Source organism: Thermoactinomyces mirandus (genome assembly GCF_013868055.1).
GTDB lineage: Bacteria > Bacillota > Bacilli > Thermoactinomycetales > Thermoactinomycetaceae > Thermoactinomyces > Thermoactinomyces mirandus.
Map to the genome: position 1 here is coordinate 21,797 of NZ_JACEOL010000025.1, position 22,211 is coordinate 44,007.

At 42.6% G+C, this 22,211-nt stretch carries 26 protein-coding genes, 1 tRNA gene and 1 pseudogene; 15 read left to right on the plus strand and 13 right to left on the minus strand.

Annotated features, from left to right (window positions below; all coding sequences use genetic code 11):
* Nucleotides 1-3: 3 nt before the first annotated feature.
* Together H2C83_RS07455 and H2C83_RS07460 are read right to left on the minus strand one after the other, a co-directional pair.
* Complete coding sequence (locus H2C83_RS07455; protein ID WP_181739324.1) at nt 4-864, minus strand: HesA/MoeB/ThiF family protein; 861 nt, start codon at nt 862-864, stop codon at nt 4-6.
* A gap of 25 nt (nt 865-889) precedes the next feature.
* Entirely contained in the window at nt 890-1,750 is an 861-nt protein-coding gene (locus tag H2C83_RS07460) for a HesA/MoeB/ThiF family protein (RefSeq protein WP_220184061.1), read from the minus strand.
* Between the two features lie 548 nt (nt 1,751-2,298).
* Between H2C83_RS07460 and H2C83_RS07465 the strand changes: the two genes are divergently transcribed.
* The 5 genes from H2C83_RS07465 to H2C83_RS07485 are packed head-to-tail and all read left to right on the plus strand — an operon-like array spanning nt 2,299 to nt 6,692.
* Entirely contained in the window at nt 2,299-3,744 is a 1,446-nt protein-coding gene (locus tag H2C83_RS07465) for a radical SAM/SPASM domain-containing protein (RefSeq protein WP_312853879.1), read from the plus strand.
* Entirely contained in the window at nt 3,728-4,450 is a 723-nt protein-coding gene (locus tag H2C83_RS07470) for an SDR family NAD(P)-dependent oxidoreductase (protein WP_181739328.1), read from the plus strand. The genes H2C83_RS07465 and H2C83_RS07470 overlap by 17 nt, the downstream gene beginning before the upstream one ends.
* A gap of 35 nt (nt 4,451-4,485) precedes the next feature.
* The gene (locus tag H2C83_RS07475; RefSeq protein ID WP_181739330.1) at nt 4,486-5,307 is read left to right on the plus strand and encodes a hypothetical protein; all 822 of its coding nucleotides are present in this window, start codon (nt 4,486-4,488) and stop codon (nt 5,305-5,307) included.
* Nucleotides 5,308-5,310: 3 nt separating this feature from the next.
* Entirely contained in the window at nt 5,311-6,474 is a 1,164-nt protein-coding gene (locus tag H2C83_RS07480; RefSeq protein WP_181739332.1) for an MFS transporter, read from the plus strand.
* 56 nt (nt 6,475-6,530) lie between these two features.
* Nucleotides 6,531-6,692 carry a hypothetical protein gene (locus tag H2C83_RS07485; protein ID WP_181739334.1) on the plus strand — a complete coding sequence of 54 codons (162 nt, stop codon included), beginning with the start codon at nt 6,531-6,533 and terminating at the stop codon, nt 6,690-6,692.
* A 162-nt stretch (nt 6,693-6,854) separates the two neighbouring features.
* Here H2C83_RS07485 and H2C83_RS07490 read toward each other — a convergent pair whose 3' ends face one another.
* Entirely contained in the window at nt 6,855-7,400 is a 546-nt protein-coding gene (locus H2C83_RS07490; RefSeq protein WP_181739336.1) for an NUDIX hydrolase, read from the minus strand.
* Between the two features lie 7 nt (nt 7,401-7,407).
* Nucleotides 7,408-8,229 (minus strand): helix-turn-helix domain-containing protein, encoded by an 822-nt coding sequence (locus H2C83_RS07495; protein WP_181739338.1) that lies wholly within the window; start codon nt 8,227-8,229, stop codon nt 7,408-7,410.
* A gap of 150 nt (nt 8,230-8,379) precedes the next feature.
* Between H2C83_RS07495 and H2C83_RS07500 the strand changes: the two genes are divergently transcribed.
* A complete protein-coding gene (locus H2C83_RS07500; protein ID WP_181739340.1) occupies nt 8,380-8,538 on the plus strand; it encodes a hypothetical protein in 159 nt (52 codons plus the stop codon).
* A 1-nt stretch (nt 8,539) separates the two neighbouring features.
* Here the strand turns inward: H2C83_RS07500 and H2C83_RS07505 are convergent, their stop codons facing one another.
* Nucleotides 8,540-8,944: a helix-turn-helix domain-containing protein gene (locus tag H2C83_RS07505; protein ID WP_181739342.1), complete on the minus strand. Its 405-nt coding sequence runs from the start codon at nt 8,942-8,944 to the stop codon at nt 8,540-8,542.
* Nucleotides 8,945-9,036: 92 nt separating this feature from the next.
* Between H2C83_RS07505 and H2C83_RS18115 the strand changes: the two genes are divergently transcribed.
* On the plus strand, nt 9,037-9,168 hold the full coding sequence (locus H2C83_RS18115) for a hypothetical protein (protein ID WP_281364116.1): 132 nt from the start codon (nt 9,037-9,039) through the stop codon (nt 9,166-9,168).
* 432 nt (nt 9,169-9,600) lie between these two features.
* Nucleotides 9,601-9,879 (plus strand): annotated as a pseudogene (locus tag H2C83_RS07510) (site-specific integrase); the annotation flags it as partial.
* 106 nt (nt 9,880-9,985) lie between these two features.
* On the opposite strand, the gene H2C83_RS07515 reads toward H2C83_RS07510, so the two are convergent.
* Nucleotides 9,986-10,061, minus strand: a tRNA-Ala gene (locus tag H2C83_RS07515).
* Between the two features lie 395 nt (nt 10,062-10,456).
* On the opposite strand from H2C83_RS07515, the gene H2C83_RS18335 reads away from it, so the two are divergent.
* Nucleotides 10,457-10,594, plus strand: coding sequence for a VOC family protein (locus H2C83_RS18335; protein ID WP_312853876.1), 138 nt, complete (start codon nt 10,457-10,459; stop codon nt 10,592-10,594).
* Between the two features lie 3 nt (nt 10,595-10,597).
* Here H2C83_RS18335 and H2C83_RS07525 read toward each other — a convergent pair whose 3' ends face one another.
* Entirely contained in the window at nt 10,598-11,161 is a 564-nt protein-coding gene (locus H2C83_RS07525; protein ID WP_181739346.1) for a shikimate kinase, read from the minus strand.
* Between the two features lie 110 nt (nt 11,162-11,271).
* On the opposite strand from H2C83_RS07525, the gene H2C83_RS17700 reads away from it, so the two are divergent.
* The gene (locus tag H2C83_RS17700; protein ID WP_246333805.1) at nt 11,272-11,484 is read left to right on the plus strand and encodes a hypothetical protein; all 213 of its coding nucleotides are present in this window, start codon (nt 11,272-11,274) and stop codon (nt 11,482-11,484) included.
* Nucleotides 11,485-11,506: 22 nt separating this feature from the next.
* On the plus strand, nt 11,507-12,058 hold the full coding sequence (locus H2C83_RS07530) for a GNAT family N-acetyltransferase (protein ID WP_246333806.1): 552 nt from the start codon (nt 11,507-11,509) through the stop codon (nt 12,056-12,058).
* A gap of 38 nt (nt 12,059-12,096) precedes the next feature.
* Here the strand turns inward: H2C83_RS07530 and H2C83_RS07535 are convergent, their stop codons facing one another.
* The gene (locus H2C83_RS07535; RefSeq protein ID WP_181739348.1) at nt 12,097-12,351 is read right to left on the minus strand and encodes a hypothetical protein; all 255 of its coding nucleotides are present in this window, start codon (nt 12,349-12,351) and stop codon (nt 12,097-12,099) included.
* A 588-nt stretch (nt 12,352-12,939) separates the two neighbouring features.
* On the opposite strand from H2C83_RS07535, the gene H2C83_RS07540 reads away from it, so the two are divergent.
* The 3 genes from H2C83_RS07540 (at nt 12,940) to H2C83_RS07550 (ending at nt 14,827) form a co-directional block, all read left to right on the plus strand.
* Nucleotides 12,940-13,632 carry a futalosine hydrolase gene (locus tag H2C83_RS07540; RefSeq protein ID WP_181739350.1) on the plus strand — a complete coding sequence of 231 codons (693 nt, stop codon included), beginning with the start codon at nt 12,940-12,942 and terminating at the stop codon, nt 13,630-13,632.
* Nucleotides 13,629-14,453, plus strand: coding sequence for a 1,4-dihydroxy-6-naphtoate synthase (locus H2C83_RS07545; protein WP_181739352.1), 825 nt, complete (start codon nt 13,629-13,631; stop codon nt 14,451-14,453). Before H2C83_RS07540 ends, H2C83_RS07545 begins: the two co-directional genes overlap by 4 nt.
* A gap of 188 nt (nt 14,454-14,641) precedes the next feature.
* Nucleotides 14,642-14,827: a hypothetical protein gene (locus H2C83_RS07550; RefSeq protein WP_181739354.1), complete on the plus strand. Its 186-nt coding sequence runs from the start codon at nt 14,642-14,644 to the stop codon at nt 14,825-14,827.
* Between the two features lie 73 nt (nt 14,828-14,900).
* Here H2C83_RS07550 and cypC read toward each other — a convergent pair whose 3' ends face one another.
* The 5 genes from cypC to H2C83_RS07575 all read right to left on the minus strand — a co-directional run bounded on the left by cypC (nt 14,901) and on the right by H2C83_RS07575 (nt 20,654).
* Nucleotides 14,901-16,160, minus strand: coding sequence for a CYP152 family fatty-acid peroxygenase CypC (cypC, locus tag H2C83_RS07555; RefSeq protein ID WP_181739356.1), 1,260 nt, complete (start codon nt 16,158-16,160; stop codon nt 14,901-14,903).
* A gap of 823 nt (nt 16,161-16,983) precedes the next feature.
* Entirely contained in the window at nt 16,984-17,694 is a 711-nt protein-coding gene (locus H2C83_RS07560; protein WP_181739358.1) for a LutC/YkgG family protein, read from the minus strand.
* Nucleotides 17,675-19,114, minus strand: coding sequence for a LutB/LldF family L-lactate oxidation iron-sulfur protein (locus H2C83_RS07565; protein ID WP_181739360.1), 1,440 nt, complete (start codon nt 19,112-19,114; stop codon nt 17,675-17,677). Before H2C83_RS07565 ends, H2C83_RS07560 begins: the two co-directional genes overlap by 20 nt.
* The gene (gene lutA / locus H2C83_RS07570; protein WP_181739513.1) at nt 19,095-19,844 is read right to left on the minus strand and encodes a lactate utilization iron-sulfur protein LutA; all 750 of its coding nucleotides are present in this window, start codon (nt 19,842-19,844) and stop codon (nt 19,095-19,097) included. The genes H2C83_RS07565 and lutA overlap by 20 nt, the downstream gene beginning before the upstream one ends.
* Nucleotides 19,845-19,952: 108 nt before the next feature.
* A complete protein-coding gene (locus H2C83_RS07575) occupies nt 19,953-20,654 on the minus strand; it encodes a FadR/GntR family transcriptional regulator (protein ID WP_181739361.1) in 702 nt (233 codons plus the stop codon).
* Nucleotides 20,655-20,962: 308 nt separating this feature from the next.
* Between H2C83_RS07575 and megL the strand changes: the two genes are divergently transcribed.
* The gene (gene megL, locus H2C83_RS07580; RefSeq protein ID WP_181739363.1) at nt 20,963-22,159 is read left to right on the plus strand and encodes a methionine gamma-lyase; all 1,197 of its coding nucleotides are present in this window, start codon (nt 20,963-20,965) and stop codon (nt 22,157-22,159) included.
* The last annotated feature ends 52 nt before the right edge of the window (nt 22,160-22,211 follow it).

Below are 22,211 nucleotides of genomic sequence, written 5' to 3' on the forward strand. Positions count from 1 at the left end.
GCTTCACAAGAGCGTGTTGTCCCAGCTGCCTTCAGCCGGGGTTTGTACTTCGACCATTAGGCGGCTGGCCAGATTTACCCGGATCAGATCCGGACCAATTACAGGTTTCAGTCCTTCTCTTTGAATAATAAACTTGAATGCCTCAAAGCTGGCCAACAGCCCGACAATATTGGCTACCGGAGCTATGACGGCCCAGGGGCTTGTCCTGTTTACATAGGCGCCGGCCCATTTTGCATCCGCTCCATGCTGCACGGAATGAAGAGCCCGTCGATCTTTCAAAGCGTTGATTTTTTCTTTCATCTCATCCGTTAAAGGCTGCTTGTAAGAAGGATGACGGAGTACGATTTCATACGGAGAAGAGGCAGGAGTAAATGACATGACCCCGCCCCGAAAAGGCGGTGTCACCGCTATCCAGATTGAGGGAATACCGATTTTGGCCGCTGCCCGGTGGATGATTACCCGGGCAACCAGATGATCGGTTGCATCAATGATGACATCGGTATCTTTAAGCAGTTCTTTCGCGTTTTCCTCGGTAATGAACTGTTTGGTTATTCTGACTTCGATTTCCGGATTGATATCTTTTAATGTTTCCTGGGCTGCCTCAGCCTTGCTTTTATTCAGGCGACTGACAAAACTTAACATTTGCCTGTTCAAATTGCTTGCTTCAAAAACATCTTTTTCAATGACATGAATCTGGCCGACCCCCATCCGGGCAAGCTGAATGAGGGCGATTCCTCCGACTCCGCCCGCCCCGACGACGGTAACACGGCCACGCTTCAGCCTGTCCTGTTCTTCCCTGGAAATCACTCCAATATTGCGGGAAAAGATTTCTTCATACCGATAGTGATTTTCTGAATTGGCCATGAGTTGTACTCCTTTTGCCGGATTTTTACAGATGTGCGTAATTCCAACCGCTGTCCGGGGCGGTTTTGACTTGTACCGGATGCTCAGAATCCAGATTGATCAGGATTGCTTTTGGTGCGGGAGCCATGGGGATTTGGCCTGTCAGTATCTGGACGGCTTCATGAAAACTGAAGGTAGCCAGGAGCATTGCCCGGACAGGAGTGATAATCCAGCCGGCTTTGCCGGAGCAAAATGCTTCTGCCCATTCACGGGGAGCTCCCTGTTCCACGGAATACCAGGCCCGCTTCTTTTTGATATTCGCAATCTGTTTCCGTAACTCTCTGTTGGTCAGTTTCATCCCTTTTCCCGGCAGATTCAGGATATCTTCGTAATGGATCCCGTCTGGAAAGAAGGAGGAAACGAATCCCCGATGGGGAGGACTGCCGGACATGCCGACACTGGGAATGCCCAATTCACGGGCAGTCCGGTGAATGATCACCCGGGAGGGCATGTCATCGACCGCTTCAATAACCACATCATGGTTTTTAATCAGGTCAGCGGCATTGTGTTCATCCACGCTCGTCTGGACAAACCGGACGGAGATCGAAGGATTGATATCTTTCACCGTATCCTCGGCAACTTTTGCCTTGGCTTGTCCCAATACCGAAACAGAGGCCAGCATCTGTCGGTTCATATTGGAGATTTCAAATTCGTCCGGATCAATTCCCGTAACATGACCGATTCCCATGCGCGCAGCCAGGATTGCCTGCACCCCGCCGACTCCGCCCAAACCAAAAATAATCAGTTTCGATTCCTTTAACTTTTGCTGTTCTTCTTTCGAGTAAACCCCAATGTTCTTTCTGACCAATTCCCAGTAAAAGTCCGGATTGTTGATGAATGGTTGCAATCTGTTTTCCTCCTGTTGTAAAGAGATCAACCACCATTAGTTTATCTTTGAACAAAAAACAAAAAAATAGTGAAAAAGAGCTATTTTTTGTTTATTTACAATTTTCTATCGACTATATATTCAAAGACTGGCTTGAGTGGTTTCAAACAGGTAAAGTTTTGCCTGTATGACATAAAGTGAGAGATCTTGATGTTGAACCGAATAATAAATAATAAATCTATTCATTTTCATAATAATAGTTTGATTATTTAGAAATGTTAATATATAATTATTACGAAAAACTCAAAGGAGGTGACTCTTGTAATGAAAAAAGAGAATGTTTTGGTATTTGAAGTTAAGGATGCTGAAAAGCCAACCAGTTGGGTAGCTACTTAAAAAATATGTTTTTTCGTTACTCAATGTTTTCCTGATTGAAACCTGAAGGCCCTCGCTGAATTATCGGTTTTCTGGCAAAATAATTCAGCGAGGTGCCTTACTGCAATGTTCAAAGGGGACATATTGTTGATAGTTGATTCTTATATTAAAGGAGATGTAATAAATTGAAGACAGTGGAGTTTTCTCTTTCCAGTAAAATAGAGTTTTTTCCATTGGAAGAGGTGGAAAAATATTCACCAAAGATGTTTTTTATTAATTCCATGACAGGGGGTCTCATCGTTATAGATAAAGATTCCATTGCTTACCGGCTGTTATCCCGCTTAAGAACAATGGAAGGGAAAAAAAGCATTGAGGAGATCATCGCTCTGAATCCGCAATTCGACAGAACCTTCATTATTGACTTTATTTATACTCTGGTAAAAAGAGGAATCGTATCGATTGATCAATATCTCAACTCCACTGTAAGCAGCGAACATAATTATGAACGCTTTCTCAGACCAACTGCAAGGCACATTAACTTGTGTATTTTCCATATTCATAATTATTGCAATCTGGCCTGCGCATATTGTTATTTGGCCGAACCAGGAACCAGGAAAAAAATCAGATTGGAAACCATGCTTGAGGCAGCTGAAAAAATATATGATTCTGGCAGCAAGTCTATTACTTTTGAGTTTCATGGTGGAGAACCCACGATGTCGATGGAAGTTATCCAGCAATTTGTAGATCGTGTGAAAGAAGAATTTAAAACAAAGTTTCATCATATTGGTTTTTCCATTCAAACAAATGCATATCGTTTGACAGATAAACATATTGATTTTCTGACGCAAAACAAATTTAAAATTCGTGTTTCCATTGATGGGACCAAAGAGGTGCACGATTCCTACAGGGTAACACATAGTGGAAAAGGGACTTTTGATATAATCTTGAATAATATTGCAAAAATGATTAAAAAGGGGCTGAAAGTAGAAGCATGTGCAGTTGTTCACAGTAAAAATCTGGACTGTCTGGAAGAAATGTATCATGTTTTATCCAAAACAGGAGTGCAAGGAATCCGTTTTTTGCCGATCTTTAAAGTAAGCGAATTAAACTCGGATTACTATCTGGATGGGAAAAAATATTTCAGCAAGTTTTTTGGCCTTATTAAAGAGCTGTATTCCAAAGACAAGGATTCCCTGGGCATTTTCAGTAATCTGGTAATTGGCGAAATCAATGCAATTCAATCATTTGACAGAACTTATATGTGCTTGAAATCATCTTGCGGGGCAGGAAATGAAATGATTGCCCTTGATGTTGATGGTGAAGTTTATCCATGTGAAGAAATGATCGGAATGCCTGAATTTTTATTGGGAAATGTGTTTGACATCAGTTTCAGAAATATGAAACAACACCCGATTGTAGCTGAGATCCATAACAGAAAAACAAATCAGATTGAACAATGTAAGGTGTGTGAATGGAAAGAGATGTGTCATGCCGGTTGTCCGAAAAAAAGTTATAACGTTTTTGGAAACTTACATTCACCATCAGAAATGTGTTCTTATTATAAAAACATGTTTCCGGCGCTGGTTGATTTACTGTACAATCATAGAGAGGAGAATGGCTTATATGTTATTAAAAAATAAAACTATTATTATTTCTGGAGTTTTAGGGGATATATCGAATCACTCTTTGAGAATTTTAAAAGAAAATGGTGCTTATATCATTGGTTTTGATAAACGCTCTCCTGATCAGGACGACAACATGGATTATATTGATGAGTTTTTTCAGGGAGATGTTATGGATGATGAATTCCTGGAGAGATTAAAAAGAGAATATTCCTCAAGTATTGATGTTATTCTCAACAATATTGGAGAAGGCGATTCAAAATATTTTTCGGAAATTACTGACAAGGATATGCTGACTATGTTTCAGGTAAATTGTTTATCAGCTGTGCGTCTTTCAAGGCTGTTTTTAAAAGGGATGATGGAGAAAAAACAGGGATGTATTATTAACTTTTCCAGCATTCTGGCAAAAAATCCCGTTCCGACGGTTGTCCATTATGCCACCTCCAAGGCAGCACTTATCGGACTTACAAAGTCTTTGGCCATTGAATTTGCTCCATACAATATTCGTATAAATACCCTGTTATTGGGATATTCAGATACAATAAATAATAAAGCCTATTTTGCCAGTGAAGCCGGTAAAAACTTTATTGACCGATTTATTCCGACAAAAAAACTGGTGGATAAAAAAAATATAGGTCACTTGTTAACGTATTTATCTTCTGACGCTGCTGAATCTATTACTGGCTCAGCTATTGTAATTGACCGGGGGCATACAATATGGTAACCAGTCTGACTGATTGGAGGGAATTCCCGGATGAATTGAGAATTTTAGGCGGCGGGAATGATCACGGGGTTCTGATCGGATTGATCCCCCATGAGAATGAACCGTTAGGTGCACTTGTTTTTAACGATTCATTCTGTAACATGGTACAAGGTTTTGAAGATCAAATCTCTTTTGCTCTTAATCTGGATATTCCGCAAAAAAAATATCGCTTTCCAATACCAATTGATTTTAAAAACTTTTTTTTTCAATATCATTTAAGTCCAATTGAAAACCAGCTGGAATTTTCTTATACAGAGGATCCTGAAACAGATGTTGAAAAACGTGCATTTCAATTTTACAAAATTTCCCGGAATAAAGAATTAATTATCTTACTGCATAATGATCCGGTTAGAAACTTTTTTTATGTCTATGCAAATGAAGACAACGAAGAATTAAATAATACAATCAAGCGTGTAAATAATAGCATTTTGAATACAAATTTAACGTTGGGTGAGGCGGAGTACACGGCAAAATTGAATGATTATATATATCAATATTTTCGATTGTGTAAGATTGAATCTTTAAAAAACTCTAGAGAGTCCTGTGGAATCTTTTTTCGGGAAAAAGGATTGAAAATAATTACGATCGAAATCCCCATGTTTGCCTGGGAATTGGTAAGCACAAAAACACGTGCCAATCTGCACAACCTTTATTTATACAGTGTTGCGAACAACCTTGCTCCTGCGGAAAGATCCTCTCTGGTCTCTGAGAAAAAAATGAATATACCATATATACCGATGATCGATTTGAATAAATTAACTTCGGGTTTAAATGACATAGTCTATTCAATAATGAAAATGTGGCGAAAGGATCTTTAACCGATGAACATTGAATCAAGAATAAAATATTATATGTGTTACCGCTTTTTTACAGGCTTTCTGTTTTTCATGCCTGTCTTGCTGAGTATTTATTTGAAAAGAGAGATTTCATTAGAGGATATTTTTTTGATTGAATGCTTCTATTACTTGTCTATTTTTTTATTTGAAGTTCCAACGGGGTGGTTGGCAGATCGCTTTGGTCATGACAAAAGTGTATTTATTGGTTTGGTCGGATTGTTTATCACATATTCCATTTTCAGTGTTACATACAGTTTGGTCGGAATTATCGCTTGTCAAGTGGGATTGGGGATTTTCACTACACTCATTAGCGGTTCGGATCGCGCCAGCTTTTTTAATTTAATTTTTGAGGGAGACACGGAAAAGTCATTTTTACTTCAGAAAAGGGCCCATATCTTATTTATAGCAGCAAATTTGCTCAGCTTTGTCATTGGAGGCTTACTGTATATAATCGATTCAGAAGGATTCTGGATTTTGTTATTAACAGGGGTATTTCATCTGTTGGCCGGTATTTTCTACTTTTTATATTCCAAAGGATTGAATGGCAGCAAGGAAGCCGGCAGCCAGGATACAAGGACAAACTCCCCAACGCGAAGAGAAATAAAAAAAATCCTCTTGCCTTGTACTTTTGCCGGGATCGTACTCGGCTTTTTGGCCAACTTCTACTGGATCACCCAAATGTATTATGACCATTTGCATATTACCGAAGATTGGCGAGGAGTGCTATTTGCAGTAGCCAGCTTGACTACTATTTTATTTTCACGGGTGAGGATATTTAAAAACCATTCTGTTTCCAGACTGCTTGTTGTTCTCTTTCCGGCGTGCTACTTTATAGCCGTGACGGAAAATAGATGGATTCTTCCAATCTATATTATCATCTATTCATTACTTAAAATTGAAGCTCAGCCCTTTGTAGAGAACTATATATTGTCCATCGCCAGCGATAAAAAAGCATTTGCTCTTTCAATCGCTTCCTGGATCTATAATTTTGTGGATGTACTTCTAATGATCCTTTTTTACGCCTTGTTCAAGTATTTCCAATATTCTGCAGTAATGATCATACTGGGAGCGCTTGTTACCCTGATCATTCTTTTGGCTTATCTCGTATACAAAATAAAACGAAGTGTTTTTCGCTTTGACAGAAGCTGATTTGCTTATTCAGGCATGAACGTTTTCGAACTCAGCAAGAGGAAATCAGCAGTACTTTGCAGGATTGGGTGAAAAAATATTCATTTTCCCCAAGTATTTCCCCGATGCCATTTTCAAACACACAAACCACTTCCCAGCCCTTTGATTCAGCCTTGAAAAGTGGTTTGGCATTTTCTGACTTAACAATATTAGCATTTAATACTTTAGGTGGGGCATAGCGGGTTGAACTGCTGACTTCTACACTGCCAGTGTAGGATTAGTGCTTTTATAATGTATTTTGCCCTCTGATCTGTTCAAAAGTCTTAGGAAAATGCCTATTTTATTTAGAGGAATGCGCACACATATGTAAGATACGTTTGCAATATGTTTGCAATCGTGCTTTATTGATTTTTCGTTATTAACCGCAAAATTTTTCCTGTTGATGGAAAAGCGAGTTTATCCCATGGAATTTGATCAAAAGCAAAAAAACAACCTTTCTGACTTTCAATGTTAACGGTGATTTTCTCGTGTTTGGCAATTGCTTTATAGGTCAATTGGATGATCCCTTCAGAAGCTATCGACTCTGTATTAATTATCTCAAGCACTTCTATAGAGAGCCCTGTCTCTTCTTTTACTTCACTCTTTATTGTTTCAAAAAGATCGTGCCCACGTTCTACATGCCCACCTGGAAAAGCCCACAACCCTTTTCCAGGTTCTTCGTTTCGTTGAAGCAATAAGACTTTGTTTTTCTCTTTGTTCAGTACAGCCGCTACAACTACAAGTTTGGGATCTATGTAGAAAACAAATTGACAATTATGGCAAATTAGCTGTGGCTGGTTTGGAATATGTAAGTCTTCAAGTGAAAAACGTTGTCCACATCGAGGGCAAAATTTTAAGTCCTCTTTTTTGTACTTCCACTGATATTTGAAATACAGTTCTTTGTTCATCGTTAAATTAAATCTCCTTAACAATAGATTTGTTTGCCCACATTGAAAAAAATTTACTTTTTACTTGCTCGAATAATGAGTCCTGATCATTATTTTTAATTAATGTAAAGCGAGGACGGCTTTTTTCGGGAATGTAGTCAACAATCTCTACAACCATCTTTCCTGTATTACCATCGTCAAAACCTGTGGCAATATATGGGAAAATAGTGCTGTAGGTCTTTATCTTGAAGTTAGGAACGATTTTTTGTGGTAGAGATTTTCGAAGTTGGTTAAGTTTACGGATAGAATTCCGGATTTCATGGTGAAAGTTCATCCTATCTTCCTTATTACTAATAAAAGTGAGAATGGAATGGTTTATTTCAATCCAGTCGGGATCAAGAATTAGCAAGTATACATTTCCTGTATATAACTTTTTTTTAAGTATATCGCTAGAGTCTTCGGATAAGTGAATCATTGATGTTCCTGAAATAAAGCAATTTCCTTTTGCTTCAAGTAGACAGTTTTTATAGTCTGAAATGCGATCGATAGGTGAATTAGTAAACTTGACTATACCGTAATGATTAGATTTACTATGTGCTATTTGGTTTGGATTAAATGGATCGTAGTCTGAGAGTCCCATTTTCCACGGGGGAATATGTAATATTTCACATAAACACCGAAGTGTTTTAATATCCGTGATTTTCTTTATACCGCGTTCTACGTCAGATACATAGTTTACACTTACTCCTGTTCCCCCTTTAGCTTGTGGCCATAATTCAGCTAGCTGTGCCTGTGTCATCTTCAAACGTTCTCTACCCTCACGAATTGTTATTCCATAATGGTACTTCATGCTGTAGCCTCCATTCAAACCTATTAGTGTGAATAGGGCAGATTATTTCAAACTATTGGGGTTGTTCCAAATATAATTGATAAAAAGTATGATGTTATTAGGCTTATTGTCCTCCTATGTTTAAATGTGAACTGTAGGAAGGGTGGGAAAATGAGCGAATTTAATGACATAAAAGTATTAGAATCAAAAAGTAATGAAGGGATAAATTTAGAGATGATTATTGATTGTCTCATTGAAGAAGGATGGTTTAGTATCAATGAAATCAAGAGATTAAATGATTTTCGTTTTAAAATAAAAAAAAGAGATTAGTTTAGGTGTTTTCATTTCCCTTGCGTTTTCTTTCAATTACAAGTCGGATCATTTTTGCTATGAAATCACGATCTTCTTCTGTTAAATTGTATCCTCCGAAATGTGCCTTTCCCTTTTCAATCATTTCAATTGCTTTTTCAAGATCAAGAATACTTACTTCATTTTTTTTTAGTTCGTCTGTTTGATGTTTCAGTGGTAATGGATTATCAATTTGACCCAGCAAATAGTCTACGGAAACATCGAAGAAATCAGCGATTCGTCGGACAATATCAAAATTAGGTTCTCTTTTCCCAGTTTCATACATGGCTAAAGTGCTTTTAGCAATATTTATGCGAGAAGCCAGTTCGGATTGGGATAAACCTGATTTTGCCCTTAGTTTTCTAATTCGATCACTAAATGTGCTCATATACATCACCTATTTATATAATACATCACGATATGTGAGAATGAAAATATATTCACAAAAAGTGATTTTAGGTGTTGATATGATCACTATATGTGAACTATACTAAAAATGTAACGGTCACATATGCCAACTATGGGCAGGATCAATTTGAACAGGATCTAAAAGCGATCCATGCCAGGACAGACGAAAACGTGTTACCAGAATTAATTTTTTGGGAAGTGTAGAAACGTTTTGCGGCTTCCTCCCCGGATCGGAGCTAAAGAGCGGGAGAGAAGGGGAGGAAAGCCGAGATTAACGGGGGTTCGAAATCATTAAAGAAAGGGAGGGTTCGACCGGAACCTTTCGGCGAACCCTCTTGTACCCGTTTCAGGCTGTCGGCGAAAGGATGTCAAGGGCGGGAGTCCTGGCCGAAGAATGAGGCCAAGACGACCGGCGAAGCTTTACCCTTGACAGAGTGAAGACGACGGACTACCCCAGAATGAGCAGAAAAAAATAAACGCCTTTCCGGCATTGGTTTGCGGCCCGATCCAGAAAGGCGAATAAAACGAAAGGAGACAATTTAATGTCCCTAGACCTTAGCATACGAAAAAATAACGCTATGGTAAAGCCCCCGTTTAGTAACACGGGGGCAGAACATACAAAACAAACTGGTCTAAACCATGCTCGGTACGCTTGTTAATCCGAGAAATCTAGTGAGAAGTTTTAAACGGATACTAAAAAGTGCGGGTCTTCCAAAGCTTCGATTCCATGACTTACGTCATACACATGCTACGTTGATGCTAAGGCAGGGGGAGCATCCAAAAATAGTATCGGAAAGGTTAGGTCATTCAAATATACGCATTACAATGGATACCTATAGTCATGTATTACCTAATATGCAACAAGAGGCGGTGGAACGGTTTGAAAAAATGTTTCTTGAAGATGAGGAAAAATAACATCTTTTAAATCATATGTTTGCAAATTGTTTGCAATACTTTTTTACCACAATCTCTCTTTTGCACAATGAAATAAAAAAAACCGCGAAATCTCGCGGTTTGTCTTTGGTGGAGCATAGCGGGCTCGAACCGCTGACCTCTACACTGCCAGTGTAGCGCTCTCCCAGCTGAGCTAATGCCCCATGTCGTTTTTAACAAGTTACATATAACATTATAATATCCAGAAATGACTTTTGCAAGGGGAAATTTTAAATTTGTATCCGCAAATGCATTTTCATAAAAAATATATTAAAATAAAAATAAAATATTTTATTATTTGTTTGAATAGCATGAAAGAAGGAACACTATTCTTTTTGGAACTGGATCATGTCCAGGTTGCGGTTTATCAGGGTTAAGGAGGAAGCCCGCCGATTTTACGAGGAGATTCCGGAAATGCAGGAGATTCGGAAGTCACACAACCTGAAAGCACGTGCGGGAGTCTGATTTCAGTGCGGGAGGCACCAGTTGCATATTGGCGTCCAGGAAGATTTTCAACCCTCCCGCAAAGCACATCCCGTTTCTTGTGCAAAACCTTGCTGTGTTTTGCAAGCATCTGGCCAAAAAAGGGATTGCGGTTATTGAGGATGAGCCGCTACCAGGAGCGAACCGCTTTTATGTCCATGATCTGTTTGGCAACCGGCTCGAGATCGTGGAATGGATTGATGAACAGGGATAGATATCAATCCTGCGGCTGGTGGAGACTCGCTCCGATGTGCAGTAATTCCACAACCTGATCCGCAGACTTTTCAAAATCGAGATCGTCAATACCGATTCTCAGGTGGTGCATGGAGTAGGCTGCGGAGCGCTTCCTGAAAAGCTCTTTAATTTCTGCCAGGGATTTGTTTTGAAGAACCGGACGGGTATCCACGATGAAGGGCAGGCGGTTTTTAAAAGCTTCCCAGGAAAGGTCCAGAAAACAGACGATGCACCGGTTCAGGCAAACCTCTCTTACCTCTTCCTGCAAATAAGCTCCGCCACCCAGTGAAATTACTTTTAAGCAGGTGTTCGTACAAGTATCAAGAATCAGTTCCTTTTCCAGTTGGCGAAAACGGGACTCCCCGAATTTGCGGAAAATTTCCGGGACCGGCATCCCGTATTTGTTTTCAATTTCAAGATCAATATCTATAAAATCACGGTGCAGTTTTTTGGCAACCAATTGGCCGATAGTCGTTTTGCCGGCCCCCATAAAACCAATGAATACAATATTTTTTTTCCAAGACGGGATTTGGATATTTTCAGTCATATAGCAGCCTCTCCCAATTTTGTCACCCATGTGCGCAGTTTTATTTACAACTATAATATGGTTCTGCGCATTTCTCAAGGGCAAGGGGCATGATCTCTTTTACAGGAGGAATGATGGTGATCCGAAGGCTTGGAATAAATGATCATGAGCAATGTATGGAGTTGTTAAAGCCCAAAGCAGCGGAAAATCTGTTTATTCTGGGGGATATTGAAGCTTATGGATATGAACAGGATTTTCAGAAGCTGTGGGGTGACTTCGATGAAAAAGGAAATTTGCGGGCTGTTCTTTTAAAATTTTATAAAAACTATCCCCTATGCCGCTGATGCCGATTTTGATCATGAGGGGTTGGCCTCTGTTATTTCAAAAGATCCGGAGTTTCGCAGCCTAAATGGTTTGAAAAACGTGACATCTCTCCTCATCCCGTGGATCAGGCGAAAACAGATTGACCGTCGGGAACTTTACTATTCCAAATGTGACCGGCTGCAGGAGATGATAACCTGTTGGCAGGTGAAAATTGCCGGTGTACAGGATATTGACCGGTTGATGGATTTGTACAGACAGATTCAATCATTCGTTGATGTCAATCCGGTGGCCAAAAAGACCGACATGGAAAATGGAGTGGCCCGTGTATATTATATTGAAGTGGGCGGGCAAATGGTTTCGTCCGCTTCAACGGCTGCGGAAAATACGATGTCTGCCATGATTGTGGGTGTTTGTACATTGGATGCATACCGGGAAAAGGGGATGGCTTCGGCCTGTTTATATCAGTTGTGCCGGGATGTGATGGCTGAAGGAAAGAAGCTTTGCCTGTTTTACGAAAACCCGGTTGCGGGCCGGATTTATGAACGCCTGGGATTTGTCAGCAGCGATAAATGGATGATGTATTCTTTTGAATGATCCTGCTTAAAAGCACCCGGGTCCGGGTGCTTTTTTCTTCATGTGTCAAGCAGGTTTTCATTGTCTGCATAGGTGTAACAGGAGGAGCTGTCCATATGGTGGGGATTGTGCCGGTATTCACCATAACGTGTGGGCCAGCGACAGCCGCCGCCGTAACGGTCATAACCCGGGCGATCATTATCACATGGCCCGCATCTCATCGCTTTTTCAATATACTCGCAGGCCTTTTTGCAATAGTGATGGGCTTTGTGCAGATATTTCCGCTGATGGTAACTTCCATCTGAATGGTACATGTGATCACTCCTTGAAGGATTGGTTACAAAACCATCCTATGTGATACCAATCCAGCCCGTATTAAGATGAATGCCTAAATTGGCGCGGAAATTGGGAGTGTTTGTCCGGAATCAACGATGCAAAAAGCAGATTCAGTCTTTAAAACGAATAGGTGCATGCTCCAGGGGAAAGCCTCGGGGCCAGCAGCAGGGAGAACGTAAGAAGCAGAGTCCGCCGTTTGGATAGCTGTTGCCGCTCTTTTTTTCAGCATCGTCTGCTTGATCTGATTCAGGTTTTCCGGCTATTCTTTTTGTGCGGTTTAACCAGTTTACGCAACCATGATTTCCTTTTGCTCTCGTCCTGGTTTCGTTTTAGCAACCAGCAATGTCCGGGCGTTCATCCGGCTGTTGATTCTCTCCTGGTATCCTCTTAGTCTAAAACTGAATAATTTATATGATACCAATGATATCAATTGATAATGAAGGGAGAATTTGAATAAAGAACGGAATTCTTGTTCACGGATCAGAGAAGACACACCCTGATGAGGAATAACTGTGATATGATAAAAAAACAGACAGATCATTTGACAGGAAAAAGGGAGATTGAAAATGGACCGGGAACACCGCCCACAGAAACAGGAAGAAAAAGAACGTCGCGTACTTGTGGTTACTTCCGTCGATACCGAACGCGATGCCATTTTACGTGGAATGGGGGAAATGGGGGATAAAAACCAGGTTGAGGTTCATACTGCCGGAGTAGGCGTGGCGCGGGCCACCGCTGCTACCGCACTGGCCCTTTCGGCCGCCAGCTACGATTTGGTGGTGAGTGCAGGCATCGCCGGCGGATTTCCCGGCCAGGCTGAGGTGGGATCGCTTGTACTTGCAAGTGAAATTGTTGCGGCAGATTTGGGAGCGGAAACGGCTGAGGGATTTTGCCGCTTGGATGAATTGGGACTGGGACCCGTCTGCATACATATGGATGCATCGCTGGTAAAGCGCTTGGAAAGTTCCCTCCGCTTGCGGGGATTAGACGTAAAAACGGGCCCCATCCTTACGGTATCTACTGTAACGGGCAGCAAAGAAACGGCGGATGAGTTGGCTGTTCGCATTCCCGGAGCGGCAGCTGAAGGGATGGAGGGCTTTGGTGTAGCAACCGCGGCACAACTGAAAGGAATCCCGGTGCTGGAGATGCGGGCTGTTTCCAATTTTGTCGGTCCGCGGAATCGCTCGGCATGGCGTATTGATAAAGCGTTGGAAGTATTGGAAAAAGCCAGCGGAGGATTGATGGAGGTGATAATATGAAAATTGCTTTTTCTCCTTGTCCAAATGATACATTTGTTTTTCATGCCTGGGTACACGGGCTGATCCCTGGTGCCCCGGAACTTGATGTGACTTATGCCGATATTGATATTACCAACACCTTGGCAACACGGCCGGACGGTCCCGACATATTGAAAATTTCTTCTGCTGCCTTGCCCTGGGTACGATCTGATTACACCCTTCTTCCATGCGGCGGGGCTATGGGAAGAGGTTGCGGCCCGCTTTTGTTGGCTGCAAATCTTGCCGAAGAGATGGATTTGACCGGCAAACGGGTGGCTGTTCCCAGTGATAGATCCACCGCATATTTGCTGTTCCGTTTCTGGGCAGCCAAATATGTCCCGGATGGTGTTGAAATTGAGGTCATCCCCTTTGACAAAATCATGCCAGCGGTGCGGGATGGGCAGTTTGACGCCGGTTTGGTGATCCATGAAGCACGGTTTACCTATCCTTCCTATGGACTTCATAAACTGGTCGACCTGGGAGAATGGTGGGAAGCAGATACTGGCCTGCCCATTCCTCTCGGTTCCATCATTGCCCGCCGTACGCTGGATGTGGAGAAGGTTGCCCGCTGGATCCGCGCTTCGGTGGAATATGCCTGGGCCCATCCGAAAGTATCCCGGGAATATGTTATGCATCATGCCCAGGAGATGGACCCGGAAGTAGCCAGGCAACACATTCAGCTCTATGTCAATGATTTTACCGCCAATCTCGGCGATGAAGGGCATAACGCTATTCATTACCTGCTCGATCGGGCAGCCCGGGAAGGAATTGTTCCCGAAGTATCTCCGGAAATATTGCGTTAGGAATCGGCAAAAGAAGTGCAGATGGCCGAAAAAGGTCATCTGCGTTTTTTTGTCTTTTGTATCAAATTTTATTCAAAAAATTGATATTGTATTGCAAACAGAATATCCATTCGGTATCCTTTTTTGAAAGATTAGCTAAAGGGGACCCAGAAATCCAGACCGAATTTTTGGCGGGAGGTACAGTTGGCATGAAAACTCCGATTCGATGGATGGTTGTCCTCTTGGTCGCAGTGGCAGGACTTAGCATTTTCGGAAGTGGCACAGGCTATTGCGACCCGGGCGGAGGAAGTTTTGACGTTCCGAAAGTGCAAGAACATTTTGAACAATTCCCGACCGCAAACAGAAATACCTGTTACCCCAACTGTGCAGGCTGAAGAAAGAGGAATCCGGGAAGAAGATCAGCAGGCCATTTAAAAGTGCCTGGGACTGGTTGAAAAATAACTGAAATTATATCCTTTTCTTTACATCTTTGATTATTAATTTACTATGAGGAATACTTGGCATGTTAACCATACTGTAACTTAAATCTTGATCAGGAACTTCATAATCTAATTGGTTAACAAGAAAATTCAGGCCAACTTTCATGACTTCAATAGTGACCCATTCTCCTGCACAGCGATGACCCATGAAATAATCACCACCACCTTGCGGAATGAAGTTGAAAGGGCTTCTATCCCACTGGGCAAACCGATTGGGATTAAATACATCGGGATTTTCCCAAACTTCAGGGTCATGATTGGTACCATAAATATCTAATAAAGTTAATGTGCCTTCTTCAAATTTATATCCGTTCCAAATGAAATCTTTTTTTACTAGTGCCATGATAAACGGAAAAAACGGATAAAAACGACGGACTTCCTGAATAAACATTTGAGTATATTCTTCACCACCTGATTTAATTTTCCCCTTTTCTTCTGGAAAATTGTACAATGTTAACAGAATAAAATTTAAAAATACAGCGATTGCAACTATTGGTCTCAATATATTGATTACTTCCACAGCAACGGTTCTGGCATCCAGTAAATTCCCATCCAAATCACGGTGCATGGCAAATTTGTTTAAGACAGTATTTTCAGGCGGGTTTAATGTTCTGTTTCGAACCTTATCAACCATTTCTCCAATCCACTTTTCTACGCTATTTCGTGCTTTTCTTCCCAGCCAATGAGTTGGTCCAATGACACCTGCTGACTCGAACATTGCTCCTAAATCATTTGTCAGATTCCTGATCTCATTTTCTTGAACGGGTACGCCTGCCCACTCACAAGCTGTCCGACACAAAATTTCCTTGGCCTCTTCATAAAAAATAACCTTATCCATATGTTCCCATTTATCTATTGCTTTCTCCCATTGTTTTTTTGTAGTGTCAGTCAGTTTATTGATTCTGTCAGGAGACAAAATTGACATAAACATTTTTTTTCGGTGTTTATGATTTTGCCCATCCAGTACCTGAACACTATTCTTGCCAAACAGTGTTTGTATCGCCCGATTTGGTGCTGCACCGTTCCTTTTGAATTTCTCATTATCATAAAAAACTTTTGAAGCCTCTTTTCCCCCCATACAAATTGCTTTCTTTCCAAATAATCGGGTCTCAAAGACATCAGAATTAAAACTGCGGCGTCTATTTAATATGTACATATATCCTTCTCTCATTAAGCTTAAAGTATGGTCTATTCCTTCTTCCCTAGGCATATTTTTTGAATTCAACATAGAAATCATCTCCATATTTATGAGTTATAGTCCTATTATTTGTAAATACTCCTTGTTTATTCTCAAAAAGAGAGGCTTGGTTTTTATATAATTTTATTGAAAATGAGGGAGAATAATTGGCCAAGTTCTTCCTGAACCTCCTCCACCGGCTGTTTGGAAAATGGTGAAGTCCGTCCCTTTTGAACCACCTGCCAGTTTGCTCGTTTACACGGGCAAAATGACGGATCAATTGAATGTTGAACCTGATTCGATATTTAAACGCTTGTGTGCATGAAATGGAGTTGGTCTCAATGTCCCTAGGCAAAACTGCTATAACTGATTTAATCAAATCGGATTTGTGTACAGTTGATCCCTTCATTGCGAAGGCAACAGGAATCGGATTTAGGTTATGTTGCTCTTCAAAATCAATCTCGCTTTTTTAAGGAGACATAACCAATGTTATACAATTTCCACGATTTACAACCTCAAACGGGAAAATAATATAGTCTTTTGAAATATAAAATTGCTCCCTGGTTTAGTCCGATCAAATTGTAAACACATGTTCGTGCGTGTTTTAGATTACTTTTCTTCATGCATATAGTATAAAAAATAAGCCAAAAGACCTATTATTACTGGTTTTATTTAATTTCATATGGTTTAATTTACAGCAATAAAATTGTTGCTCTAAGCATCCCCCTGCAAGGGGGACACCGAGCAACGCCTGCTTTCATCTCCTTATTGAAATGAGGAGAATTCCCGCTCGCTTATCCTAATCACGAAAAGAGGTCGCCCATTATCATACTCTGTTTAAAAGATCTGATTATATCTACTTATGAAGTCTCGCTTATACCAAGACATAAAACGCCTGCAGCGGGCCATGAACCCCGACCACCAGATTCATTTCGATGTCGGCAGAGTTGCTTGGGCCTGAAATAAAGTGAATGCTGGAAGGAGCAGGTTCTCCGTTTCCGATGGCACGGTTCATGTCATGAACGGCTTGTGTCAGACGCGGTACCAGTGTATGGCGCGGTACGATGGCGATATAGTTGGCCGGCAGGTAGTGCAGGGCGCGCCCCAGGCCTTTTTTCGCTTTTACACAGACGGTGCCCGATTCGGCCAATGTATAGTCGCTAAATAAAATGCTGAAATTGGATGTTTCCGCCGCTTTCAGGTTTTCTTCCCTTTTTTTGGCCTGCCATTGATAAACAGGAACATTTTCTTGCGGCCACTCCTGCTTTAACAGGCGGGTAAGTCCGTATTCCTCAAACCGGGAATCTTCGGGGATGATCACAGGTCCGCCGCCATTTTCGGAAACCAGTTTCTTCAGGACTCCGGGCAATTGCGTTTTCGATGTTTCAATGACAGCAGTGTGGATGTTCCGGCACTGTTTCTTGAAAACTTCAAGCAACTGTTCTTCTGTATAATCTTTCATCACTTCCCATGGAGCGTCATGTTTCCAGGCAGGACGTGTTATTCCCGCTGTTCTGTGGTCTCGGCCAAGCTGGCTGGCAATATGGTTTAAAAATGAGTCACGATTATGAATGGTTCCTTTCATCCGTCGTCCCTCTTTTCTTATGATCTATGAACCAGTCGCGGAAACGCTCCTTGCTTGGGGCGGGTAACTCGCGAATATTTACCCAGTTGTTCAGGGGTCCGATTCCTTTGCCGAACCGGCCATCGGACGTAAACGGGCTTACCACGGACGGAGCAAGCTTTGAAGCAAGTTGATACAGCGAAGGGGATGCCGTTCCCATCCCAAACATTTTCATGGCCAGTTTTTCGGCCAGCGGTGAGTGTCCTTCTTTTTCAACAATGGCCTGACGGTGTTTAAGAATTAATTCATGCAGCGGGATTTTTACCGGACACGCATCCGTGCACGCTCCGCACAAGCTGCATGCATACGGCAGTTCCCTGAAATCATCATAGCCTTTCAGCAGAGGGGTTAAGACGGCCCCGATCGGCCCCGGATAGATGGAACCATAGGAAAAGCCGCCGATATGACGATAAACCGGACAAACATTGATGCAGGAAGCACACCGGATACATTGCAATACCGGTTGGAACCGGGATCCCAGGATTTCCGAACGTCCGTTGTCAACGATGACAAGATGAAACTCTTCAGGTCCGTCGCCTTCTTCTCCCGTAACCGGACCTGCGACAGTAACATAGCTTGTCAGCTTTTGTCCGACGGAACTCCGGCATAGCAAACTGACGAGGACGTCCAGTTCTTCCATGGTGGGGACAATTCGCTCCATTCCCATCACGACAATTTGTGTTTTTGGAATGGACATCACCAGATCGCCGTTTCCCTCATTGGTCACAAGACAAATCAAACCGGTGTTGGCGACGGCGAAATTGCATCCGGTTACTCCAATTTCGGCTTCCATGAATTTTTTTCGCAAAATCCCCCGGACAAATTTTGTCATTTCATAAGGATCATCCGATTGTTCATATCCCAGTTTTTTCTTGAGTACATCGCGGATTTGCGATTTGTTTTTATGAAGGGCGGGCACGACGATATGGGATGGCGGCTCATTGTCAATCTGAAGGATGTATTCCCCAAGGTCGCTTTCTACTACTTCACAGCCGGCATCAATCAACGCTTCATTCATGCTGATTTCTTCGGTGACCATCGATTTGGATTTGACAATTTTCCTGGCTTGTTTCTGTTCGGCTACTTCTTTGATATATTGAACTGCCTCTGCCCCGGTTTTGGCAAAAAACACATGGCCGCCTCGCCTGGAAACGTTTTCGCCAAGCTGCATTAAATAGTAATCGAGATTTTTCAGTACGTGCTGGCGGATCTGTTCTCCAAGCGATCGCCATTCCTCCCAATTGCCAAGTTCTTCGGCAGCAGACAGACGCCGCGTATACATGCGTTCCTGTGCGGAAGAGACGGCGCCGCGCATGAAGGAATCCTGAAGCCCCTGACTGACCCGGTCATCAAACTTTTCCTCATTGATTTTCAAAGCCATGATAATTCCCTCCCTGGCGGCAGTTTAGAACTTCTGCAATGTGCATGACTTTGACCTTTTTCCCCAAACGTTCCAACCGTCCCCCGATATTCAAGAGACATCCGCTGTCTGCCCCGATCAGGTAATCGGCTCCCGTTTTCAGCACATTGTCCACTTTTTCATCCACCATCTGTTCGGAAATCCGGGGCATCTTCACGGAAAAGGTTCCCCCGAAACCACAGCAGTTTTGGGAATTTGGCAAAGGTTCGACCTCGAGTCCTCTGACATGGGACAAAAGTGTAAACGGGGCGTCTTTCACTCCCAACAACCGCATCATATGGCAGGAAGTATGGTAGGTTGCTTTTCCTTCCAGTCTGGCGCCAACATCCGTAATGTTTAAAACGTCAATGATAAATTGTGTAAGTTCGTAAGTTTTGTCGGCCAATTCTTTTGCGGGATCATGCCATTTCGGGTCATCTCTGAAAAGATCCGGATATTCCTGAAACATCGCTGCACAAGATCCCGATGGGGTTACAACATATTCCGCTTTTTCAAAAGCACGAATCATGTTTTTGGCGGCCTTTTTTGTTTCTTTCACATAGCCGGTGTTATAGGCTGGCTGTCCACAGCAAACCTGTGAATCGGGGAATTCCGTCTCCACGCCCAGATGTTCCAGCAATTCCACAGTTGCTTTTCCCACGTTTGGCCGGAACATATCTGCCAGACAAGTAGCAAATAACGCGACTTTCATCATGATTCACCTCTTGGGCTGAGTTTTCATACCATAAAATATTAATTTGCAAAGTATTAATGTGATCATGTCATCTGATGACTGTAGCAAAAATAATACGTCCTTACGTTAATCAAACAATTCTCTTTCTACGCCAAGCAAATGGTTCAGCATGGCTTCTTCTGCCTTTTTCGGGTTTTTGCCCGCAATTGCTTCAAAAATATTCCTGTGTTCAGCAAGAAGCTGTTCCGGATATCCTTTGGTTTGAAACATTTTTTCGCGGCTGGCTTTTAATGCTTTTCCCATTGTTTCGGAAATGGACTGCATTATGAATTCCAGAACCGGATTATGGCTGGCTCTGGCGATTTCATAATGAAATTTCAAATCGGCCTTGTCACCCAGCTCTTCTTTTGCTACGGCCTGTTCCATCTCTTTCAGCGCCTCTTCAATGTTTTTCAGTTTTTCTTTGGACCGTCTTTCAGCGGCCAAACGGGCGATTCCCGTCTCGATGATTTTGCGGGCTTCCAGGAGAGACAAAATATCCTGTTTGGTAACCGGCTGAATCTGCTCAAATCCAGACATGATTTCCTCCGGATCAAAGCGGGTAACAAATGTACCTTCCCCATGGCGAATGGTTACAAGCCCCATCGTTTTAAGGGAACTGACAGCTTCCCGAATCGTTGACTGGCCCACCCCCAAAAGTTCGCTGAGTTCCCGCAGAGAAGGCAGGCGGTCTCCGGGCTTGTAAGTTCCGTTCATAATCTGTTCCTTCAGGTAATCTGCTACTTCATCATATGTTTTACGTACCTTGAATTGTGGTATCGCTTTCATTTTCGTTCACCCTTCACCTCTTATGATTATCTGATGAGTACTCTGTAAAATCATACTATCTGACTCGTCTATCATTTGTCAATTGGCATTACTCCAAATTATGTTACGGGTGAGGAAAATGAGAACATTCAAATGAATGCTGGATGTCCTGCCTGGCGTTAAATATAACAAGTAACTGGCAATCAAACGTTCCGCTGTGAAATGATTGATTGCCATTATTTATATGGAGAACAGGAAAAACCGGTTATTACGTCTGGCATTGTTTTTGCAAAAATGTCAGATGAAAGCAATGATAAGGGGGAACTGAGATGAAAAAGGTAACAGGCGAGCAGAAATGGGGCTTTTCTACACGGGCGATTCACGCGGGGGTGGATTATAAACAGATGAACGGTTCGCTGGCAACGCCGATTTTCCAAACATCGACATTTGTCTTTCCTTCCGCCGAAGAAGGCAGGGAACGTTTTGCCGGAAACAGTGACGGATACATTTATTCCCGCCTGGGAAACCCGACGGTTCGGGTCCTGGAAGAAAAGATTGCAATGCTTGAAGGCACGGAGAAGGCTTTGGCCTTTGCTTCCGGAATGGGAGCGGTAGCTTCGGTTTTGCTGGCAATTCTCAGGGCAGGGGATCATGTGGTTTGTTCGAAGGGCCTTTATGGTTGCACATACAGTCTGTTTCAGTGGCTTCAGGAGCGGTTTGGAATTGAATTTACCCTTTGTAACATGAATGATGAGGAAGAGTTCAGGCGGGCAATCCGGCCTGAAACCCGGTGTCTCTACCTGGAGACCCCGATCAATCCGACCCTGGAGCTGATTGACCTCAAACAGGCAGTAAATGTCGCCAGAAAGAATGATCTGATTGTTATTGTGGACAATACCTTTATGTCTCCTTATCTGCAGCGCCCCATCGAGTGGGGAGCAGATATCGTTGTACACAGCGCGACCAAGTTTATCGGAGGGCATGGCGATGTCGTTGCCGGATTGGCGGCGGGTCCGCGCAAATTGCTTGAAACGGTTCAAATGACGACCCTTAAGGATTTGGGCCCTGTTCTCTCTCCGATGGATGCTTATTTGCTGATTCGCGGTTTGAAAACCCTGGGAGCCAGAATGGACCGCCATTGTTCGAATGCGCTGGAGGTAGCCAGGTTTCTGGAAGCACATCCAAAGGTGGAGTCTGTCTGTTATCCGGGTTTGCCTTCATTTCCCCAACATGAGCTGGCCAAAAGGCAAATGGAGGGGTTTGGCGGTTTGATCAGTTTCGAGGTTGGTGGCGGATATGAGGCGGCCCTGCGGCTGCTGAATCATGTTTCGCTCTGTAAACTGGCAGTGAGCCTGGGCGACGTTGATACCCTGATTCAGCATCCCGCTTCAATGACACATGCGGTTGTTCCGCCTGAAGCACGCAGGCAGATGGGCATCACAGACGGATTGATTCGCCTGTCGGTGGGAATTGAGGATGTCGAAGATATTTTGGCTGATCTGGAGGAAGCGTTGGCATTTGTATAAGATGGTTTGCATCCCTCCTTCCTGTTCTTTGCTAAGATAAGAACGAAGGAGG